Origin of the sequence: Guyparkeria sp. WRN-7 (assembly GCF_001641825.1) — a bacterium.
Classification (GTDB): Bacteria; Pseudomonadota; Gammaproteobacteria; order Halothiobacillales; family Halothiobacillaceae; genus Guyparkeria.
The window spans coordinates 70975-89118 of record NZ_LRFH01000016.1; the positions used below are offsets into that span (position 1 = coordinate 70975).

General features: G+C 62.9%; 18 protein-coding genes. 9 read left to right on the forward strand and 9 right to left on the reverse strand.

Annotated features, from left to right (window positions below; translation table 11 throughout):
- Positions 1–30 precede the first annotated feature (30 nt).
- The 4 genes from ectB to hemN form a co-directional block, all read right to left on the reverse strand.
- The gene (gene ectB, locus AWR35_RS08635) at positions 31–1305 is read right to left on the reverse strand and encodes a diaminobutyrate--2-oxoglutarate transaminase (protein WP_197408181.1); all 1275 of its coding nucleotides are present in this window, start codon (positions 1303–1305) and stop codon (positions 31–33) included.
- 93 nt (positions 1306–1398) lie between these two features.
- Positions 1399–1872 carry a diaminobutyrate acetyltransferase gene (ectA, locus tag AWR35_RS08640; protein ID WP_058575557.1) on the reverse strand — a complete coding sequence of 158 codons (474 nt, stop codon included), beginning with the start codon at positions 1870–1872 and terminating at the stop codon, positions 1399–1401.
- A 171-nt stretch (positions 1873–2043) separates the two neighbouring features.
- Positions 2044–2520, reverse strand: a complete 477-nt coding sequence (locus tag AWR35_RS08645) for an Rrf2 family transcriptional regulator (protein ID WP_058575558.1) — start codon at positions 2518–2520, stop codon at positions 2044–2046.
- A gap of 103 nt (positions 2521–2623) precedes the next feature.
- Complete coding sequence (hemN, locus tag AWR35_RS08650) at positions 2624–4009, reverse strand: oxygen-independent coproporphyrinogen III oxidase (protein WP_058575559.1); 1386 nt, start codon at positions 4007–4009, stop codon at positions 2624–2626.
- 182 nt (positions 4010–4191) lie between these two features.
- Here hemN and AWR35_RS08655 point away from each other — a divergent pair, with 182 nt between their 5' ends.
- The 3 genes from AWR35_RS08655 to AWR35_RS08665 are packed head-to-tail and all read left to right on the forward strand — an operon-like array spanning position 4192 to position 6632.
- A complete protein-coding gene (locus AWR35_RS08655; protein WP_058575560.1) occupies positions 4192–4800 on the forward strand; it encodes a trimeric intracellular cation channel family protein in 609 nt (202 codons plus the stop codon).
- Positions 4801–4836: 36 nt separating this feature from the next.
- Positions 4837–5799: an ABC transporter ATP-binding protein gene (locus tag AWR35_RS08660; RefSeq protein ID WP_058575561.1), complete on the forward strand. Its 963-nt coding sequence runs from the start codon at positions 4837–4839 to the stop codon at positions 5797–5799.
- Entirely contained in the window at positions 5796–6632 is an 837-nt protein-coding gene (locus tag AWR35_RS08665; protein WP_156413971.1) for an ABC transporter permease, read from the forward strand. The genes AWR35_RS08660 and AWR35_RS08665 overlap by 4 nt, the downstream gene beginning before the upstream one ends.
- 12 nt (positions 6633–6644) lie before the next feature.
- Here AWR35_RS08665 and AWR35_RS08670 read toward each other — a convergent pair whose 3' ends face one another.
- The 3 genes from AWR35_RS08670 to msrA are packed head-to-tail and all read right to left on the reverse strand — an operon-like array spanning position 6645 to position 7706.
- Positions 6645–6992: a DUF488 domain-containing protein gene (locus AWR35_RS08670; RefSeq protein WP_058575562.1), complete on the reverse strand. Its 348-nt coding sequence runs from the start codon at positions 6990–6992 to the stop codon at positions 6645–6647.
- 3 nt (positions 6993–6995) lie between these two features.
- Positions 6996–7178, reverse strand: a complete 183-nt coding sequence (locus AWR35_RS08675) for a PLDc N-terminal domain-containing protein (protein WP_058575563.1) — start codon at positions 7176–7178, stop codon at positions 6996–6998.
- Positions 7179–7220: 42 nt separating this feature from the next.
- Positions 7221–7706 carry a peptide-methionine (S)-S-oxide reductase MsrA gene (gene msrA / locus AWR35_RS08680; RefSeq protein WP_058575564.1) on the reverse strand — a complete coding sequence of 162 codons (486 nt, stop codon included), beginning with the start codon at positions 7704–7706 and terminating at the stop codon, positions 7221–7223.
- A gap of 102 nt (positions 7707–7808) precedes the next feature.
- Between msrA and AWR35_RS08685 the strand changes: the two genes are divergently transcribed.
- Positions 7809–8567, forward strand: a complete 759-nt coding sequence (locus tag AWR35_RS08685; RefSeq protein WP_082664030.1) for a hypothetical protein — start codon at positions 7809–7811, stop codon at positions 8565–8567.
- A gap of 14 nt (positions 8568–8581) precedes the next feature.
- Here AWR35_RS08685 and glgP read toward each other — a convergent pair whose 3' ends face one another.
- Positions 8582–11122 (reverse strand): alpha-glucan family phosphorylase, encoded by a 2541-nt coding sequence (gene glgP, locus AWR35_RS08690; RefSeq protein ID WP_058575565.1) that lies wholly within the window; start codon positions 11120–11122, stop codon positions 8582–8584.
- A 362-nt stretch (positions 11123–11484) separates the two neighbouring features.
- Between glgP and AWR35_RS08695 the strand changes: the two genes are divergently transcribed.
- From AWR35_RS08695 to AWR35_RS08715, 5 genes are all read left to right on the forward strand, one after another.
- Complete coding sequence (locus AWR35_RS08695; protein WP_058575566.1) at positions 11485–12339, forward strand: flagellin; 855 nt, start codon at positions 11485–11487, stop codon at positions 12337–12339.
- A 156-nt stretch (positions 12340–12495) separates the two neighbouring features.
- On the forward strand, positions 12496–12960 hold the full coding sequence (locus AWR35_RS08700; RefSeq protein WP_058575567.1) for a flagellar protein FlaG: 465 nt from the start codon (positions 12496–12498) through the stop codon (positions 12958–12960).
- 15 nt (positions 12961–12975) lie between these two features.
- Positions 12976–14364: a flagellar filament capping protein FliD gene (gene fliD, locus AWR35_RS08705; protein WP_058575568.1), complete on the forward strand. Its 1389-nt coding sequence runs from the start codon at positions 12976–12978 to the stop codon at positions 14362–14364.
- 139 nt (positions 14365–14503) lie between these two features.
- Positions 14504–14908, forward strand: coding sequence for a flagellar export chaperone FliS (gene fliS / locus AWR35_RS08710; RefSeq protein ID WP_058575569.1), 405 nt, complete (start codon positions 14504–14506; stop codon positions 14906–14908).
- An 84-nt stretch (positions 14909–14992) separates the two neighbouring features.
- The gene (locus tag AWR35_RS08715) at positions 14993–15346 is read left to right on the forward strand and encodes a hypothetical protein (RefSeq protein ID WP_058575570.1); all 354 of its coding nucleotides are present in this window, start codon (positions 14993–14995) and stop codon (positions 15344–15346) included.
- 75 nt (positions 15347–15421) lie between these two features.
- Here the strand turns inward: AWR35_RS08715 and AWR35_RS08720 are convergent, their stop codons facing one another.
- A complete protein-coding gene (locus AWR35_RS08720) occupies positions 15422–18019 on the reverse strand; it encodes a 6-hydroxymethylpterin diphosphokinase MptE-like protein (protein ID WP_058575571.1) in 2598 nt (865 codons plus the stop codon).
- Positions 18020–18144: the final 125 nt, after the last annotated feature.

Sequence of the window (18144 nt, forward strand, 5' to 3'; positions counted from 1 at the left end):
GCGGTAAGCGGGGGGCGGTCCGGTCGGTGATCAGCCCTTGCGAGCGGCGGCCGCGGCGTCGACGGACTCGTCGAGCAGGTCCAGGCCCTTGTTCAGCTCGTCCTCGCTGATGGTCAGCGGGGCGAGGAACTTGATTACCTGGTCGTCGGCGCCGGCGGTCTCTGCCAGCAGGCCGCGCTTGAACGCTTCCGCGGAGACTTCGTTACAGAAGTCCTCTTCGTCGGACTGCAGGCCCCAGATCATGCCCAGGCCGCGAACGTCGGAGATCAGGTCCTTGTGACGTTCGGCGATGGCCTTGAAGCGTGCCTCGACCTTCTTGCCCTTCTCCACGACTTCCTTGGAGAACTCGTCGGTCTCCCAGCGCTCCAGTGCGGTGGCACCGGCGATGAAGGCCAGCGAGTTGCCGCGGAAGGTGCCGGTGTGCTCGCCCGGGGACCACTGGTCGATGTCCGGACGCATCAGCACGATCGCCATCGGCAGGCCGGTGCCGATCGACTTGGAGATGGTGACGATGTCCGGCTTGATACCGGCACGCTCGAAGCTGAAGAAGTTGCCCGTACGGCCGTTGCCCACCTGGATGTCGTCGACGATCAGCAGGATGTCGAGGTCCTTGCACATCTTGTCGAGCTTCTTGAGCCACTCGACGGATGCGACGTTGATGCCGCCTTCGCCCTGGATGGTCTCGACCACGATGCCGGCCGGCAGCTCGTAGCCCGAGCTGGCGTCCTCGTAGTACTGGCGCATCATGTCGATGCTGTCCATCTGGCCTTCGCCGGTCGGGTCGAAGTAATTGTCGTACGGCATCTTGGTGACGTTCAGCGGCACGCCGTAGAAGTCGTCGTGGTAGAACTCGTTGCCGGTGACCGCCAGCGCGCCCAGGGTGTGACCGTGGTAGGCGTTGGTGAAGGAGACGATCTTGGAGCGCTCCTTGACCTTGCGCGCGAGCTTCAGGGCCGTCTCGACGGCGTTGGTGCCGGTCGGGCCGACGAACTGGACCTTGTAGTCCAGGCCGCGCGGCTGAAGGATGGTCTCCTGCAGCTTCTTGATGAACAGGTACTTGGCGTCGGTCGCCTTGTCGAGCGCGTTGGTGACGCCGTCACGCTCGATGAAGTCGATGATGGCGCGCTTGATCGCCGGGTCGTTGTGGCCGTAGTTGAGGGAGCCGGCGCCACCGAAGAAGTCGATGTAGGCCTTGCCCTCGTTGTCCCACATCGTGGCGTTCTTGGATTTGACGAAAATGGTCGGGAACGAGCGGATGTAACCGCGGACGTTGGACTCGTATTTCTCGAACAGATCGATGTTCATCACAGGTCCTCGTTTGAAACGTGAAAGGGGAATCGGGTGCGAAACAAAAGCTGCGCGGCCGGCCCTTTCGGAGCCGGCCGGCGGTGTCGATGATCAGAGATCGATGACGTAGAGATCTTCCGGCTGATGGCCATCGCCGAGAAGCTCGCTGGAGAGGTAGGGTTCGTGCCGGATCGAACGACCCAGCTTTTCCGCCCAGCGGGTGAACAGGGCCTGGGAGGCCGGGTTGTCCGGGGCGATGGTCAGTTCGATGCGCTTGATGTCACCGAACCAGTCGCGCTCTTGCAGCGTGTTGAGAAGGCGGGAGGCCACACCCTGGCCGCGGGCGGAGGCGTCGACGCCGATCTGCCAGACGAACAGGGTGTCCGGGTTGTCCGGCAGGCGGTAGGCCGTGACGAAGCCCACCAGGTCATCGCCGTTTTCCGCGATGGCGCAGGTCGAGCGGAAGTGATCCGCCAGAAGGAAGTAGAGGTAAGCCGAGTTCAAGTCGAGCGTGCCCGCTCGCTCGATCAGCTGGTGAATCCGACCCCCGTCCTCGAGGCGCGGTTCACGAAAATGAATCGTCATGCTTTATCTGCCTGCTCGCGTTCGTTTCCAGCCGCGTTCAGGTCCGTATAAGTGAGCCGTCATTATAGGGCATGAGGTGGAAAGCTCAACCTTGGTTGCGCCACCCCGGGCGGGAGGAATGGCGCTGTAACGGCGCTGTCATGCGGGTTTTGCGGTTGCGTCCGGCCGACTTCAGGCAAGGGCGCCCGGCGTGGGGCGGCGGAAGGTCACCGGCGATTCGGCCACCGGCAGGTGGGCAATGTCGGCCAGGGTGTATCGGTCGAGAATGGCCCAGAACTCTTCCAGGGCCTCGCTCAGGATCGGTGCCAGCCGACAGCCGTTCGCCAGGGGGCAGTCGGTGGTCGTGCCGAAGCACTCGGCCACTTCCCAGTGACCCTCGATATCCCGCGCCACCACGCCCAGCGAGATGGCCTCCGGTTCGCGCGCCAGTGCCAGGCCGCCGTTCTTGCCCCGCCTTGACTGCACGTAGCCGTGCGTGGCCAGTGCGTTGGCCACCTTCATCAGATGGTTGTAGGAGACACGGTAGAAGTCGGCGATCTCGCGGATCTTGGGGCGGGCAACGGTATCGTCGCCCGTCGTGCTGGCGGCGTGATCGGCCAGGTACATCAGGATCCGGAAAGCGAAATCGGTCTGCTGATTGAGTTGCACGGCATGGGGACTCGAGTCTCAAATATGCACGCAGTATGCATATATGGAAGACGCTTTGCCACGACCCGGGTGGGCCGAGGCTCTGCCGGAGGCCGTGCCGTCGTCAGATCACCTTCGAGAAGCGCTGGCCGTTGTGGGTGCCGTGGTACTCGTCGAAGGCCATGCAGACATTGCGGATCAGCAGGCGACCGCGCGGCTGGACCACGATCTCGTCAGGAGTGATGGTGACCAGCTCGTCGGCCGCCATGTCGGAAAGCTCGGCCAGGGCGTCGGCGAAGTGCTCGGCAAAGTCAATGCCGAAGCGGGCCTCGACCTCCGGGATGGACAGCCGGAAATGACAGATCAGTTCGGTGATCACGTGACGGCGCAGCACGTCCTCCTCGGTGATCACCACGCCTTTCTCGATCGGCAGGTGACCGGCGACCAGTGCCTCGTGATAGGCGGTGAGATCCTTGACGTTCTGGCTGAACGCGCCGCCCACCTGGCTGATCGACGAGGCGCCCATGGCCACCATGTCGCACTCGGCGTGCGTCGAATAGCCCTGGAAGTTGCGCTGCAGCGTCCCCTCGCGCTGGGCAATCGCCAGCGGATCGTCCGGCTTGGCGAAGTGGTCCATGCCGATCAGCACGTAGCCGGCCTGCTGCAGATAGCGGATGGTCGAGCCAAGGATGTCGAGCTTCTCCGCCGGGCTGGGCAGGTCCGTGCCTGCAATGCGCCGCTGCGGCTTGAAGCGCTGCGGCAGGTGGGCGTAGTTGAAGATCGACAGCCGGTCGGGATCGAGCTCGATCACCCGGTCGAGCGTCTTCATGAACCGCTCGCGCGACTGGTGCGGCAGACCGTAGATCAGGTCGATGCTCACGCCGTGGAAGTTCTGCTCGCGGGCGGTCTCGACCACCTCGCGGGTCTCCTCGAAGCTCTGGATCCGGTTGACCGCCTTCTGCACGTCGGGGTCGAAGTCCTGCACCCCGAGGCTGATGCGGTTGAAGCCGATCTCCCGCAGGACGCGGATGGTCGCTGCGTCGGCCTCGCGCGGGTCGATCTCGATCGAGTACTCGCCGGTATCGTCCGTCTTGAGGGCGAAGTGCTCGGCGGTCTTCGCCATCAGCTCGCGCATCTCGTCGTGCGAGAGGAAGGTGGGCGTGCCGCCGCCCCAGTGGAGCTGATCGACCGGGCGGCCGTCGTCGAACAGCGCCGCCTGCAATGCCATCTCCCGGTAGACATCCTCGAGATACGGACGGGCCTTGGCGCGATCCTTGGTGACGACCTTGTTGCAGGCGCAGTAGTAGCAGACCGTGTCGCAGAACGGGATGTGCACGTACAGCGACAGCGGCCCGCCGGCGGCGTTCGAGCGTGCGGCCGCCGCGCGGTAGTCGTCCTCGGAAAAACCGTCGTGGAACTGCACGGCGGTCGGGTAGGAGGTATAACGCGGCCCGCTGGTGTCGTAGCGGCGGATCAGGTCGGCGTCGAACGGAATCTCGGTCTGGCTCATGGGCGGCGGTCGGTCAACGGAAATGGATGGACGGTCGCAGGAGTCTAGCGCCTCCCGCTGTTCTCGTCGTCCGAGTAGAATGCTGGGAAATCCCGGGGGAGTGACTTTTCCCCGAGCGGCTGAATGGCTATCCTCCACGCTCCTTCGGCCCCGGGCGGGCAGGTGAGTCAGTGGAGGCGGGCATGATCGGCGAGTTGCTGCAGTGGCTGGATTATTTCGGAACGGCGGTGTTCGCCGTTACCGGCGCCCTGGTGGCCGATCGCAAGCGCATGGATCTGATGGGTTTCCTGATCCTGGCCACGGTCACCGGCATCGGTGGTGGTACCTTGCGGGACCTGCTGCTCGACCGGCCGGTCTTCTGGCTCACGCAGTGGGAATACCTGGTGATCGCGGCCGTGATGGCGATCGTCTTCTTCTATGCCAGCAAGCCGTTCCACCAGCGGGCCAATTGGCTTCCGTGGGCCGACGCCATCGGGCTGGCAGCCTTCTGCGTGATCGGCGCGCAGATCGCCCTGTCGATGGAAGCCAATCCGATGATTGCGGTGATGATGGGCATCATGACGGCCGCCTTCGGCGGGCTGATCCGCGACGTGCTGGCAGGCGAGCCACCATTGCTGCTGCATCGCGAGATCTACGCTTCGGCCGCTCTGGCCGGCGGGATCGTCTATGTTCTGTTCGCCCACTGGCTGGAGTGGCCGATCGCCGCGCTGATCCTCGGATTTACCGTCACCCTGGTCGTGCGCGGTCTGGGCATCCGCTATCACTGGCACCTGCCGTCGGCCAACGGCTGACGGCCCATTCGTATTCACGGAGTCGCGAGCCATTCCATGAGCAACGCCACGAACAAGGCCGTCGAGATCTACGAGCTCGAGAAGACTTATGAAGGGGGCACCCGTGCCCTCAAGGGCATCGAACTGACCATCGACGAGGGCGACTTCTTCGCCCTGCTGGGCCCCAACGGGGCGGGCAAGTCGACCACCATCGGCATCCTCTGTTCGCTGGTGAACAAGAGTCACGGCACCGTGCGGGTGTTCGGCCACGACCTCGATCGCGATCGGGCCTGGGTGAAGTCGCAGATCGGCGTGGTGCCGCAGGAATTCAACTTCAACCAGTTCGAGCCGGTCGAGGAAGTCGTCATCAACCAGGGCGGCTTCTACGGCATGACCCGCAAGGCGGCGAAGAAGCGCGCCCACGAGCTGTTGAAGCAGCTGGGGTTGTACGAGAAACGCGAAGGCATGGCCCGCGCGCTCTCGGGCGGCATGAAGCGCCGGCTGATGATCGCCCGTGCCCTGGTGCACAGCCCGCGCATGCTGATCCTCGACGAGCCGACCGCCGGCGTGGACATCGAGCTGCGCCGCGGCATGTGGGACTTCCTCACCCAGATCAACCGGCAGGGAACCACGATCATCCTGACCACGCACTACCTTGAGGAAGCCGAGGCGCTGTGCCGCAATATCGCGATCATCAACGAGGGACGGATCGTCGAGCATAGCTCGATGCGTAACCTGCTGGCCAAGCTGTCGCAGGAGACCTTCGTTCTCTACGCCCGCGAGCCGGTCGAGTCGCTGCCGGAGATGCCGGTGGTCGGCTCCCGGCTGGTCGACGAGGAGACCATCGAGGTCGACCTGACCCGCGGGCAGGAGCTGACCGGCGTGTTTGACGTGTTGCGCGGGCACGGCATCGTGATCGAACGCATGAAGAACAAGACCAATCGCCTCGAGGAACTGTTCCTGCGTCTGGTGCAGGACGACGAGGCGGCGAAGCAGGAATCCACCGAGGGGCGCTCATGAGCATCCGTTCCGAGACCGAGGCATTCGATCATCAAGGGCCGGGCGAGCGGGCCGTCGGCCTGACCGCGCGGGGGGCATGGAATGCCTTCGTCATGCTGCTGACACGCGAGATCCTGCGTTTTGGCCGCATCTGGGTGCAGACCGTGCTGCCGCCGATGATCATGACCGCGCTGTACTTCGTGGTCTTCGGCCACCTGATCGGCCCCCGTATCGGCGTGATCGACGGCGTGCCCTACATCCAGTACCTGGTGCCGGGATTGATCCTGATGTCGGTGATCACGCAGAGCTATGCCAACTCGGTCTCCTCGTTCTTCGGTGCCAAGTTCGCCCGTCACGTCGAGGAACTGCTGGTCTCGCCGATGCCCAACTGGCTGATCATCATCGGCTACGTCGCCGGCGGGGTGGCCCGCGGGTTGACCGTCGGCGGGGCGGTCACCCTGGTCGCGCTGCTGTTCGCCGAGCTGTCGGTCTACAGCGTGCTCAATCTCTTTGGCGTGGCGCTGATGACCTCGACCCTGTTCGCCCTGCTCGGGCTGATCAACGGTGTCTACGCGACCCACTTCGACCACATCTCGATCGTGCCGACCTTCGTGCTGATGCCGCTGACGTACCTGGGCGGGGTGTTCTACTCGATCAACATGCTGTCCGAGTTCTGGCAGCAGGCGTCGCTCTACAACCCGGTGCTCTACATCATCAACGGTTTCCGCTACGCGATGCTGGGGATCACGGACGTGCCCGTGTGGAGCACCTACGGGATCCTCGCCGTGGGCATCCTGGCGGCCTACCTGTACGCGCTGCGCCTGTTCCGCAAGGGGATCGGCCTGCGCGGCTGATCCACGGGACAGTCATCGTCGGCCGAGGCAGTCGGCCAGCACGACCGCGTGGTTGTGCTCGCGGTCCTTGGCGGCGTAGAGCAGAGTGACGGGGCGTTCGGCGGCGATCTCGGCCAGGTGACCGAATTCCTCGTTGCCTTCGAGCTCGTGCCGATAGCGCTCCGCGAACGTCTCGAACCGCTCCGGGTCGTGCCCGAACCAGCGGCGCAGGGCTCCCGACGGGGCAACCTTCTTCATCCACTCGTCGTGGACGAGGTCCTGTTTTTTCACACCGCGTGGCCACAGCCGGTCGACGAGCACGCGGTAGCCGTCCTCGCGCTCGACCGGGTCATGAACCCGTTTCGTGCGCACCTCGACCATCGGTCATCCCTTGGGGCCGAACAGCGCCCAGATGATCAGGCCGAGTACCGGCAGGAGCACGACCAGGACGATCCAGAGCACCTTCATGCCGGTGGTGGCCGTGCTCTGCGCGATCTTGACGATCGCGTAGATGTCGAGGATCAGGACGATCAGGCCCAGCAGGCCGCCATACGGTAGTTCGAGCATCGTGGTCTCCTTGTGTCAGCCCAAGAGCGGAAGTCGGCGGTTTCAGAGCACGCCGGCCCGGCGCTTCTCGAGATAGCGCTGATGGTAGTCCTCCGCCGGCCAGAACGTGCCGGCATCGGTGATCTCCGTGACGATTGGTCGCGACATCTGGTTTTCCTGCTCGGACCGGACCCGCTCGGCGGTTTCGCGTTGGGTCCGGTCATGGACGAAGATGGCCGAACGGTACTGCGTGCCGACGTCCGGTCCCTGGCGGTTCGGGGTGGTGGGGTCGTGCATGGCGAAAAACGCACGCACCAGGTCTTCGTAGTCGATTTCGGCCGGGTCGAACCGCACCTCGACGGCCTCGGCATGGCCGGTGGTGCCGGTGCAGACCTGGCGGTAGTCGGGATGATCGACATGCCCGCCGGTGTAGCCCGAGATGGCCTCGATCACGCCGGGCAGCTGGCGGAAGCGATCCTCCACGCCCCAGAAGCAGCCGGCGGCGAAGGTGGCCCTGTTGGTCGTGGTGGCCTCGGTGGCTTGGCTCATGCGTTTCTAATCCCCACTTGGTGTGTGATCGCGTCGGGCCGACAATGCCCGGCCCGTGCACGACCATAGTTCAGATAATCCGATGTTGGGACTCGCCGAACGATGACAGATTCCACTGCTGCCACCACCCCGTCGGAACGCCCGTTCGCCTCTCTGCGTGACTGCCTGCCATGGGTCGAAGCGCGGTTGCTGGCAGCGCACGCCCATCGGCTCGACGAGACGCACGCGGAGGACATGCCGTGGTGGCCGGCGGGCTACGCGCGTCAACGCCCCGAGCGGGTGTTCGAGATCGCCGTGGGGGCGGTGCTGACGCAGAACACCAACTGGAAGAACGTCGAGCGGGCGCTGGCCAATCTGGACGGTGCCGATGCCCTCGGTGCCGATGCGATCGCTGCGCTGGCGGACGACGAACTTGCCGATCTGATCCGCCCCTCGGGCTTCTATCGCATCAAGACCCGCCGGTTGCGCGCGTTCACCGAGGCGTGGCTGGCGGCCGGCGGCTACGAAGACCTCGAGCGCATGGAGACGTCGGCCTTGCGTCTCTGGTTGCTCGACATCCACGGGATCGGCCGGGAGACGGCCGACGACATTCTCCTGTACGGTTTCCAGCGGCCGGTCTGGGTGATCGACAGCTACACCCGCCGTCTGTTCGCCCGGCTGGGCTTCCCTGCCCTTGCCGACATGCCCTACGACGCACTGGCCGCCGAACTGCTGGACGCGACCCCCGCTCCGGACGCCGAGCGACTGGCGCAGTGGCACGGCCTGATCGTCGAGCACGCCAAGGCCCACTGCCGGGCCCGGCCGGCCTGCCATGACTGCTCACTGCGGGCCGGCTGTCGTCACGGACTCACCGTGGACTGACCGGGGCGGTCGGATCACAGCCAGCGCATGCGTCCCAGCTCGTAGGGATGCAGCAGCGTCTCGTGGGTCGGCACGATCCGCAGGCGATAGTCGATTTCCCCGCCCAGATCGGCGGGCAGGGTGATCCGGTGGCGACCCAGCCACCGATCTGCTGCCTGTTCGACCCGTTCGCCGGCAATGACGCGGCGTGTCTCGATGGTGTCGAGCACCGCTTCGCAGCGAAGCCCTTCCGGTAGCAGGCCGGGACTGACGAGCTCGATCTCGATCACCGCCGCGGCCCCGCTTTCGATGACGGCGTCCGGCACGCGGACGATTCGGGCCTCCACGTCGTTCCAGTGATCGGCGAGAGCTTTCTCGAAGACGACACGCTCCCGTGCCGATGCGAATGCGTCGGCCGCCATCATCCGGCCGGCACGGGCGGCGGGATGGTAGTGACGCTCGGCATAGTCGCGGACCATCCGCGCGGCATTGAATCGCGGCAGGATCGTGGCGATGGCCAGACGTTGCCATTCGATCCAGTCGCGCGGCAGGCCCTGATCGTCCCGGCGGTCAAACAGCGGGATCGCCTCGTGTTCCAGCACGGTAAGCAGATCCCAGGCTTCGGCCTGCAGGCGGTCGGGGGTGGACGGGTAGGGTGCCACCGACCAGCCGTTGGCCGCCCTCTCGTCCTGCTCGTGGCCTTCCGCCCACCAGCCGTCGGCGATCGACAGGTTGAGTACGCCGTTGATGCCTGCCTTCTGACCCGAGGTGCCTGATGCCTCCATGGGGTATTCGGGCGTGTTGAGCCAGATGTCGCAGCCGGCCACCAGGCGGCGCGCCAGTCCCATGTCGTAGCCCTCGATCAGCAGCACGTGTCCGGTGAAGCGGGGGTCGTCGGCCAGTTCGTGAATGGTGCGCATCATGGCCTGGCCCGGTTCGTCGGCCGGGTGGGCCTTGCCGGCGAAGACGAACAGCACGGGGCGTGACGAGCTGGCGATCAGTCGGGCCAGTCGGTCGCGATCCTCGAATAGCAAGGTGGCCCGCTTGTAGGTGGCGAACCGTCGGGCAAAGCCCACCAGAAGAAACTCGTCGAGCGGCCGCTCGAGCACTTGTTCGCGCTGCCTGAGCCGTACGTCGCTCTGAGTCCAGCGTTCCGCCTGTCGTTGGAGACGTCGCTTGAGGTCGTCCACCAGTTCGGCCTTGGCCGACAGGTGCAGCGACCACAGGCGTGCCGGCTCGGTCTTTTCCACCAGCGAACCGATGCCGGCCTCGTGGAGATGGTCGCGCCAATCCAGACGCGTGGCATCGAACAGGCGTGCCAGATCGCGATAGAGAAAGGTCTCGACGTGCACGCCGTTGGTCACGTGGGTGATGGGGTTTTCCTCAGGCTCGATTTCGGGCCAGAAACCCCGCGCCACCCGGGCGGCCACACCGCCGTGGATGCGAGAGACGCCGTTGCACTGGCGCGAGCCGCGGATGGCGAGCGCGGTCATGTTGAAGTGATGGCCGTCGTTGGCGGGATCGTGACCCAGGGCCAGCAGCGCCGCTCGGTCGATGCCCAATCCCGGCAGCCACGCATCCCAATACTCGCTGATCAGGTCCGCGGCGAATCGATCGTGACCGGCCGGAACCGGCGTGTGGGTGGTGAATACCGTTGATGCGGCGACGGCCTGGAGGGCGGTATCGAAGCCCAGTCCCTCGGCGGTCAGAGTCGCTACCCGTTCGAGTATCGAGAACGCGGCGTGTCCCTCGTTGATGTGCCAGGCACCGGGTTCGATCTCGAGAGCGCTCAAGGCTCTTACCCCGCCGACCCCTAGCAGGATTTCCTGTTCCAGCCGACGGCGCGGGTCGCTGTCGTAGAGACGGTACGTGATCTTGCGATCGGCCGGTTCGTTGTCTTCGACGTCGGCATCGAGCAGATAGACCGACACCCGGCCGACGCGGGCTTCCCAGACCTGCAGCCGCACCTGCCGCCCGGGCAGCCCCACCGACACCCGCACCGGTTGCCCGTCACGGTAAAGCGGCCGGATGGGCAGATGCTCGAAGTCCAGATCCGCGTAGCGCGCCTGCTGGCGGCCCTCGGCATCGATGTACTGCTGGAAATAGCCCTGCCGGTACAGCAGCCCCATGCCCACCAGCGGCAAGCCGAGGTCGGAGGCGGCCTTGCAGTGATCGCCCGCCAGGATGCCAAGCCCCCCCGAGTAGATCGGCAGCGACTCGTGGAAGCCGAACTCGGCACAGAAATAGGCGATGACATGATGGTCGTTGCCATCCGGCGTCAATGGCCCCGGCTGGGTGGTGCCCAGGTAGCGTTCGAATTCCTGCCAGACGGCCCGAACCTCGGCGAGAAAGGCCGGGTCGTCCGCCATGGCATCGAGTCGGGGCTGTGCAACGAGCTGCAGAAAGCGCACCGGATTGCCCTCCACCATCGCCCAGGTCGCCGGGTCGATCGCCTGGAACAGGTCCCGGGTGCGCCGCGACCAGCTGTAATACAGGTTGCTGGCCAGATCGTTGAGCCGAGCGAGAGCCGGCGGCAGGGTGGGGCGGATTTCAAGGTGATAGGTGGTATGCGACACGGCGTCTGCTCGTCCATGGGTGGCTGACGGTCGAGTGTAGGGGGCTTTTGTTGCGCCTGGATAACGGCCGCGGCGTTCCCCGTGATCCCGCCATCTCGAGTATCAGCGGATTTTTTTGCCAGGGGGCTAAAGTTTTACGGAGCGGGACCGACAACCTTCTCGGATGCCAGATCCGGGAGTCGTGACCAACCGGCCCGAAGCCCGAGAAAAGCCGAAAGGGCATCCAGCGAAAATCGGATGAAAATCGGGATTAAAGTTCTTCGAGACTCAGCCGATAAGCTCAGCAAGGCGACCTGAAAGGCGTCTTGTCCAACAAAGGCCAAGGGCCGGAATTTACGCAACGTCGTAAGGGGTTTTTCATCATGGCAAGTGTCATCAACACCAACATTTTCTCGCTGCAGGGTCAGAACGCACTGCGTCAGACCAACAACCAGCTGCAGACCTCCCTGGAGCGTCTGTCCACCGGCCTGCGCATCAACAGCGCCAAGGACGATGCGGCTGGTCTGGCAATTACCAACCGCCTGACCACCCAGATCCGTGGCTCCGAAGTCGCTGCTCGCAACGCCAACGATGGCATCTCCATGGCACAGACCGCTGAGGGCGCAATGGGCGCACTCACCGACACCATGCAGCGCATGCGTGATCTGGCGATCCAGGCAGCGAACGCCTCGAACAGCTCCAGTGATCGTCAGAACCTTCAGACCGAATTCGTAGAGTTGCAGGACGAGCTGGGTCGCATCATCAACAACACCGAGTTCAACGGTCAGAAGATCCTTGCTGGGTCCATCGGCGATGGTGCTAAGTTCCAGGTTGGTGCCAACACGACGGCTGACAACCAGATTACCTTCTCCCTGGCTAGCCTCGGCGCCGCTGCCAGCACGGGTATTGGTTCAGCCTTGAACGCAGCTGTATCAATCGGTAGCAACGCCTCCTTTGGCGACATCATGAGTGCCGTCAATATCCTGGATAGCTCGATCACCACGGTAGATACGACTCGAGCAAAGCTGGGTGCCGTCCAGAACCGCTTCGAAGTGACGATCGACAACCTGAACAACTTCATCGTCAACGAATCGGCTGCCCGCTCGCGCATCCAGGATGCGGACTTCGCCAAGGAAACGGCTCAACTGTCCAAGGCGCAGATCCTGCAGCAGGCTGGCACTTCGGTCCTGACGCAGGCCAACCAGGCGCCGCAGTCGGTACTGGGCCTCCTGGGCTAATACCCCAAAAGGAAATGGATAAGCCGGTGACCTGAGGAGGTCCCGGCTTATCAGTAGAGCGGTGGGGACGGACCCCGACAGTCACACACCTGAACCCAAGTCGTTAAAATTTGAGTTTGTGTATGCTGTGACCGCTTGATGCTTGAGGACGAACCCATGAGTTCGATCAATCTGATTTCCATGATGGGCATCCCGTCCGCAGCCAGCGGACAGGATGCCTTTTTGTCTTCAGAAAAGGGCAAATTGCGCCCTGTGGAATCGAAGGTTTCGACGGCCGCTCCAGCGGAGCAGCCGCCAAAGCCTTCGTCCGGCTCGCGACCTGTCGAGCTCGCGCAAACTGAGAGCGCCAGTTCCCAGTTCGAGGGTGGAAGAGACAAGCTAAGGGAGGCTATCGAGGCGATTCAGGAGAAGTTGAAGCCTGGTCCCAGGGCATTGGACTTTTCCGTGAACGATAAGCTGGGAGACGTGGTCGTCAAGGTCGTTGATCCGTCAAACAAACAGGTTATTCGGGAAATACCTCCCGAAGAGATCATTGCCATGCGGGAGCGGCTAAGAGAGTTCGATGAGCTTCGCTGGTCCGATGTGCTTCCTGCGGGCAGCCTCCTTTCCGACGAATCTTGAGCAGAGAGGGTAACCATGGCCAGTTCCAGTGGACTTTCCATTTCCGGCGTAGGCAGCGGCCTCGACATTCAAGGCATTGTCAGCCAGCTCGTCCGTGCGGAGAGCTCCCCGCGACTGAATCTTCTAAACAGTCGTGAAGCCTCCTACGAGGCGACCTTGTCGGGCCTTTCGAAATTGAAGAGCGCCGCATCCGAGCTGAGTTCGGCGGCATTCGATCTGCGCAGTCTGGACACATTTCGCACGCGCTCAGTATCGTCGAGCAACGAGGACATCCTCACAGCCACGGCCTCGCCCGGCACGGCGCTGGGGAAGTACCAAGTCGAAGTCGGTCAGTTGGCTACCGCTCAGAAGCAGGCTTCGACTGGTTTTGCGGATTCGACCGCGACCGTCGGGTCCGGGCAGCTGACGTTCGACACCAGCAGCAGCTCGTTCAGCGTCGCCGTGGCCGCGGGTGATTCGCTGGCCGATATCCGTGACAAGGTCAATAACGCGAGTACAAATGACTCGGTGCGCGCCTCGATCCTGAACGTGGATGATGGCGCCGGCGGCACCGAGGCACGATTGGTGTTTTCTGCCAGCGAAACGGGGACGGCCAACGCCGTGACCGTGACGGCGACCGATGACGATGGCAACAACACCGATGCCGCCGGCCTCTCCCAGCTTGCCAGCGCCAACCTGACCGAGCTCACGGCCGCGCAGGATGCCCAACTGACCGTGGATGGCATGGCCGTCACCAGTTCCACTAACGTGGTCGAAGGGGTTGTCGAGGGGATGACCCTCAATCTCAACCAGGCCGAACCGGGCACCCAGGTGGAAGTGGCCGTCGAGAGCGATAACGCACCTGTACTCGAGGCGCTTAACAATTTCGTCGAGAAGTACAACGCGTTGAACAGCACCTATCGGGGCCTGACCTCCTATGACGCGGAGACCGAGCAGGGCGGGGTGCTCCAGGGCGACGCGACGGCGAACGGCATCAACCGCGGGTTGCGATCGCTCCTCGGTGACAATATGGGCACCGGCACCATCGACAACCTGTCCGAGATCGGCATCCAGATCGATTCCGAGGGCAAGATGACCCTGGACGAGTCGGTGACCGAGAACGCCCTCAACAGCGACAGTCAGGCCGTGAAAGACTTTCTTACGGACCCGGCCGACGGGGTCTCGCAACAGGTGGACGAGCTGCTCAAGCCGTACCTGAGCTTCGACGGTATCTTTGACAACCGCACGGACAGCTTGAACCGCTCGATCGACCGCATCGATGACCAGCGGGCGGCGCTGGATCGGCGGATGGAGAATTACCAGGAAAGCCTGACCAAGCAGTTCACCGCCATGGACAAGATCGTGCAGAACATTCAGTCCTCCGCAAGCTATCTCAGCCGGATTGGCATCGATGTGGGCTCCTGATCCCGAGAAAATCCGGGGGAGTGAAGGCCTCAAGTTTTTACTCGACTGGCCGATCAACTTGAGTAGAGCGAAGAGCGCGGATCAACGCTTCTCCCGCTCAGAACGACAAGCCAGATAAAAGAGATTTCAGGAGACAACCATGCGAGCGAATCCTTACGCGCAGTACCAGTCCATCGACCTTGAGGCGAAGGTCGAGTCGGCATCGCCGCACGGTCTGATCGGCATGCTGTACGAGGGCTTTCTCACGCGGGTGGCTCAGGCCAAGGCGGCCATGCTCGCCGGCAACTTCGAGCAGAAGGGCATCAACGTGACCAAGGCGCACAACATCCTTGGCGGACTGAAGGATGGCCTGAACCCAGAGCAAAGCCCGGAATTGTCTGAGCGTCTGGGCGAGCTGTACGATTACTGCCAGCGTCGTCTGCTTGATGCCAGCGCACAGCGTGATGCCGAGGGCTTCGACGAGGTGGCTTCGCTGATCCGCGAGGTCAAGGAGGCCTGGGACGCCATCGAGCCGGAAGTCGCTCAGATGGCCCAGGCGAGCTGAAAGGACTGTGCCGACTAGTCGGATCTGACTCCCGACAGATGCATATTAACGTCTGGATCCGTGGTGACCGGAGGAAGGCAACTGATGACGGACGTATCGTCGATCGAAGCTTCAATCGAAGAGCTCGATGGGTTGGCTCTCTCCCTGGACCAGATTGCCTCGCGGATTGAGGCGGGTGATCAGGACGAGACGCTGAGCGAGATGGCCGAGGGCCTCGATCAGGCTGAGGCGCAGATCGCGGAGCTCGTGGTCGAAGCGGAGTCGCGTCAGCAGCTCGGGGACCCTAGGCTGGTGGCACTCAAATCAGACTGGCTAAACCGGTTCGAGCGTTTTTTCGGGCTTGTCGAGCGTGCGCGCCGCCAGTTGAACGGTGAGGCGGAATTGCGCCTGTCACGCCATCGGGCCTCGGATGCCTACTTGAAGAATCAGGTATCCTGATCTGCAGAGACGCCACACTGTTCAGAACACGGAAAGGGCCGCTGTCCATCGAGGACGGCGGCCTTTTTTTTTGTATTAGGTTGGGGCGGCAGGGGTGTCGAGGGCTAGCCGCGCTTCCTGAAGAAACGCCTCGAGCTCGTTCCGGGCCGCCGGGGCACAGTAGTTCAGGTATTGCTCGCAGAACGGGATGCCGTCCGGGATCTTCAGTGCCACGAACAGCCGTACCATTTGTTTGATGCGTTTGACATCACCAGGGAACTGCTCAAGGTGGCGGGTCAGGGCGGTAATGCCGGCTTCCGCGTCATTCTCCAGTAGTGCTAGCCGCGCGGCCATTCGCCAGTGGGTGGGGTTGATGGTTGCAGCGGTCTGTAAGGTCGCTAAAGCATCAGACGGTCTGTGTGCTTCGATGTTGATATGTGTAAGGCGCAACAGCGTGTGTTCGATTAGTACCGCATCATGTTCCGGATCGGCCCACTCGAGTGCAGCGGCATGCATGTCTGCAGCTGTGAGCAAATCTTGGCTGAGTTCTGCCGCAAGCCCTCTTGCATAACTGGCGTAAGGACGGGCGATGTCGCTCTCTCGATGGTGTTCCAAAGCCTGTGCGAGAGAGCTGAGAGCCTCCGAGTTGTTGGTCGAGAAGTGGCGTTCAATCTGCCTCAGCGAGACGCGTGGGGAGCGCTTCTGTCGGTTTCGCTCCCGGTCTTTCTCGAGCAGATGCTCGATGCGGTCGTCATAGGCGCTCCGGGCTTCCCACATGGCCGAGGTATCGGCGCCATCGTGACGGCATTCCAGCCACCTGATGCGCTCTGGTTCGCCATGTTCGATGTAGCGTTGTGCTATTTCATCTGCATTCGCTAAATCGGATAGTTCGAGTTCCCGGGTAATTACCCGTTCTTGGGCCAGCTCCAATGGGATGATCAGGCGTCGCGCCTCTTCGCGAATGGCGTCGTAATAGCGACTGGCTAGTTCCTCTGCCTGCTGTCGGTCGAGTGCAAAGAAATCGTGCGGTAGATCGGTCCGCATGATGGCCCGAGTCGCAGCTCGTTGGGCCAAGCGCGCCGCCCTTTTAAAGCGTCCTTTGAACAGCCGGTCGATGGCCTGCATGCGGCGCTTGTGACGCTTCTGACGGCCGGGGTGAATTAAATTGAAATATGCCTGGTTGGATTCCAGACCTAGTTGCGCGAGGTTACCCACCTTTTGCAATTCATCGCGGATATTGGACAGGCTGTGGTTAAGAGCCTGGAGCGTCGCCTCGCGAGCCTCTTTTGTCACGCTTTCACGTATCCGATCAAGCGGTTTTCGGTCGAAGGTCTGCTCGGGAATCGCGATGGTATCGAGCGGTTGATGATTGACGTCTTTGATGACCGCTGCATTTGGACTTGGATTGATGAAGTCCACGGAGGTGGCTTGCCGGGCTATTTCGGCCATTGCTCGAATGCCGGCATAGTAATCTGGGGTGGTCCAGGTGGCCTCTCCGGAATTGGTCGTTACCGGCACGGCGCTGAATTCCATCAGCGGGCCGGCGGCCGCTTCACTGCTGCCGCTGGCATGTGTCTGTCCGTCTGGCGCGTGACACAGATCGAGTCCACAAAAGATCAACTCGCTGAACCCCATGAAGACGGCGAGCTGAGCTGCCATGTGGGTTACGGTCGGGCCGCTCATCGAGATCGACCGCCCGGTGTTGATGGAGTCGTCCGCCCAAGGGACGATCGGGCCGACGCAAAAAAGGCTGTGAGGCCAGCGATTGGCTATGGCTGGGTATGGATGGCTGCTGGTGACAAGGATCGTGCGTTCGGTGAAGTCAAACATTTGACGACTGACTGTCAGGCTTATCGGGAATGGGTCAACGGTGACCACGAGATCCGGGTTGATGCCTGCCTCGAGCAGCCGCGCGCTCACTCGCGAAACCGCGATCAAGAATAGGGCGTCTCGGTTTTCGAGGAGCCAGTCGATTTGGCTGTCAAGTGACGGACCGCCGGCGATAATGACCGCCCGTCGTCCGACGAAGAGCTTTTCAAAGGAGTCAATGCCACCTTGGAAATTGGGTGCTGAGAGGATGTGGGGCTCAATGAACGGCGCCACGTTGAGCTGGGCGGTGGTGCGGAAACGTTCTGCCGTCAGGTGTGCATCGAAGTGGGCTGTGAGCTCGACGTATTGCGGGTCGGTGCCGTCGAGCGCGCCAAGCGAGCGTTCCAGTATCACTCCATCGATTCTGAAGTAGGCCGGCAGCTGCAGCAGGGCGGCTTGCTCCTGCCATTCGTCGAAACCCACCAGCTGGACGAACTCGTCACAGAGTGCGCCGATGGCGGGGTTCTGCCGCAGCGTCTGGAGGATGTCCTCGGGCTCGATGACGAGCCAGCGGCTGCCCCGCGGCATCGGGGCATGTTCGCGTATGTAGCGCAGCAGTTGGCCGGAATCGCTGCCGATGATGACGTAAAGCCTATCTTCCCGGTGTAACCGGTCGCCGAAGTGCTCCGCAAGGACCGTCTGGGCATGGCTCTTGCTTTCCTGTTGATCGGTCTCCGGAGCGCTGCCTGGCTGCGCCCCGAAATGGCGCGCATTGATGGATGGCAGTATCCAGTCGCCCTGCTGCGTCTGGAGCCATTCGCGGGGGGATTCCAAGCTCTCCCGGTGCTCTGGGGCGGTAGTCGACGAGCGTTCGGCGGTCGTCATGTATGGTTGTCCCTGTGCTGATCGTTCGGTGCGGCCGGACACCGGCCGGGACGGGCCATGTCCGCGGCCCGGTCCGAGGTCAAGGATACATAACCCGCCGTTGAGCAAGGGAACACTTAAGGAAC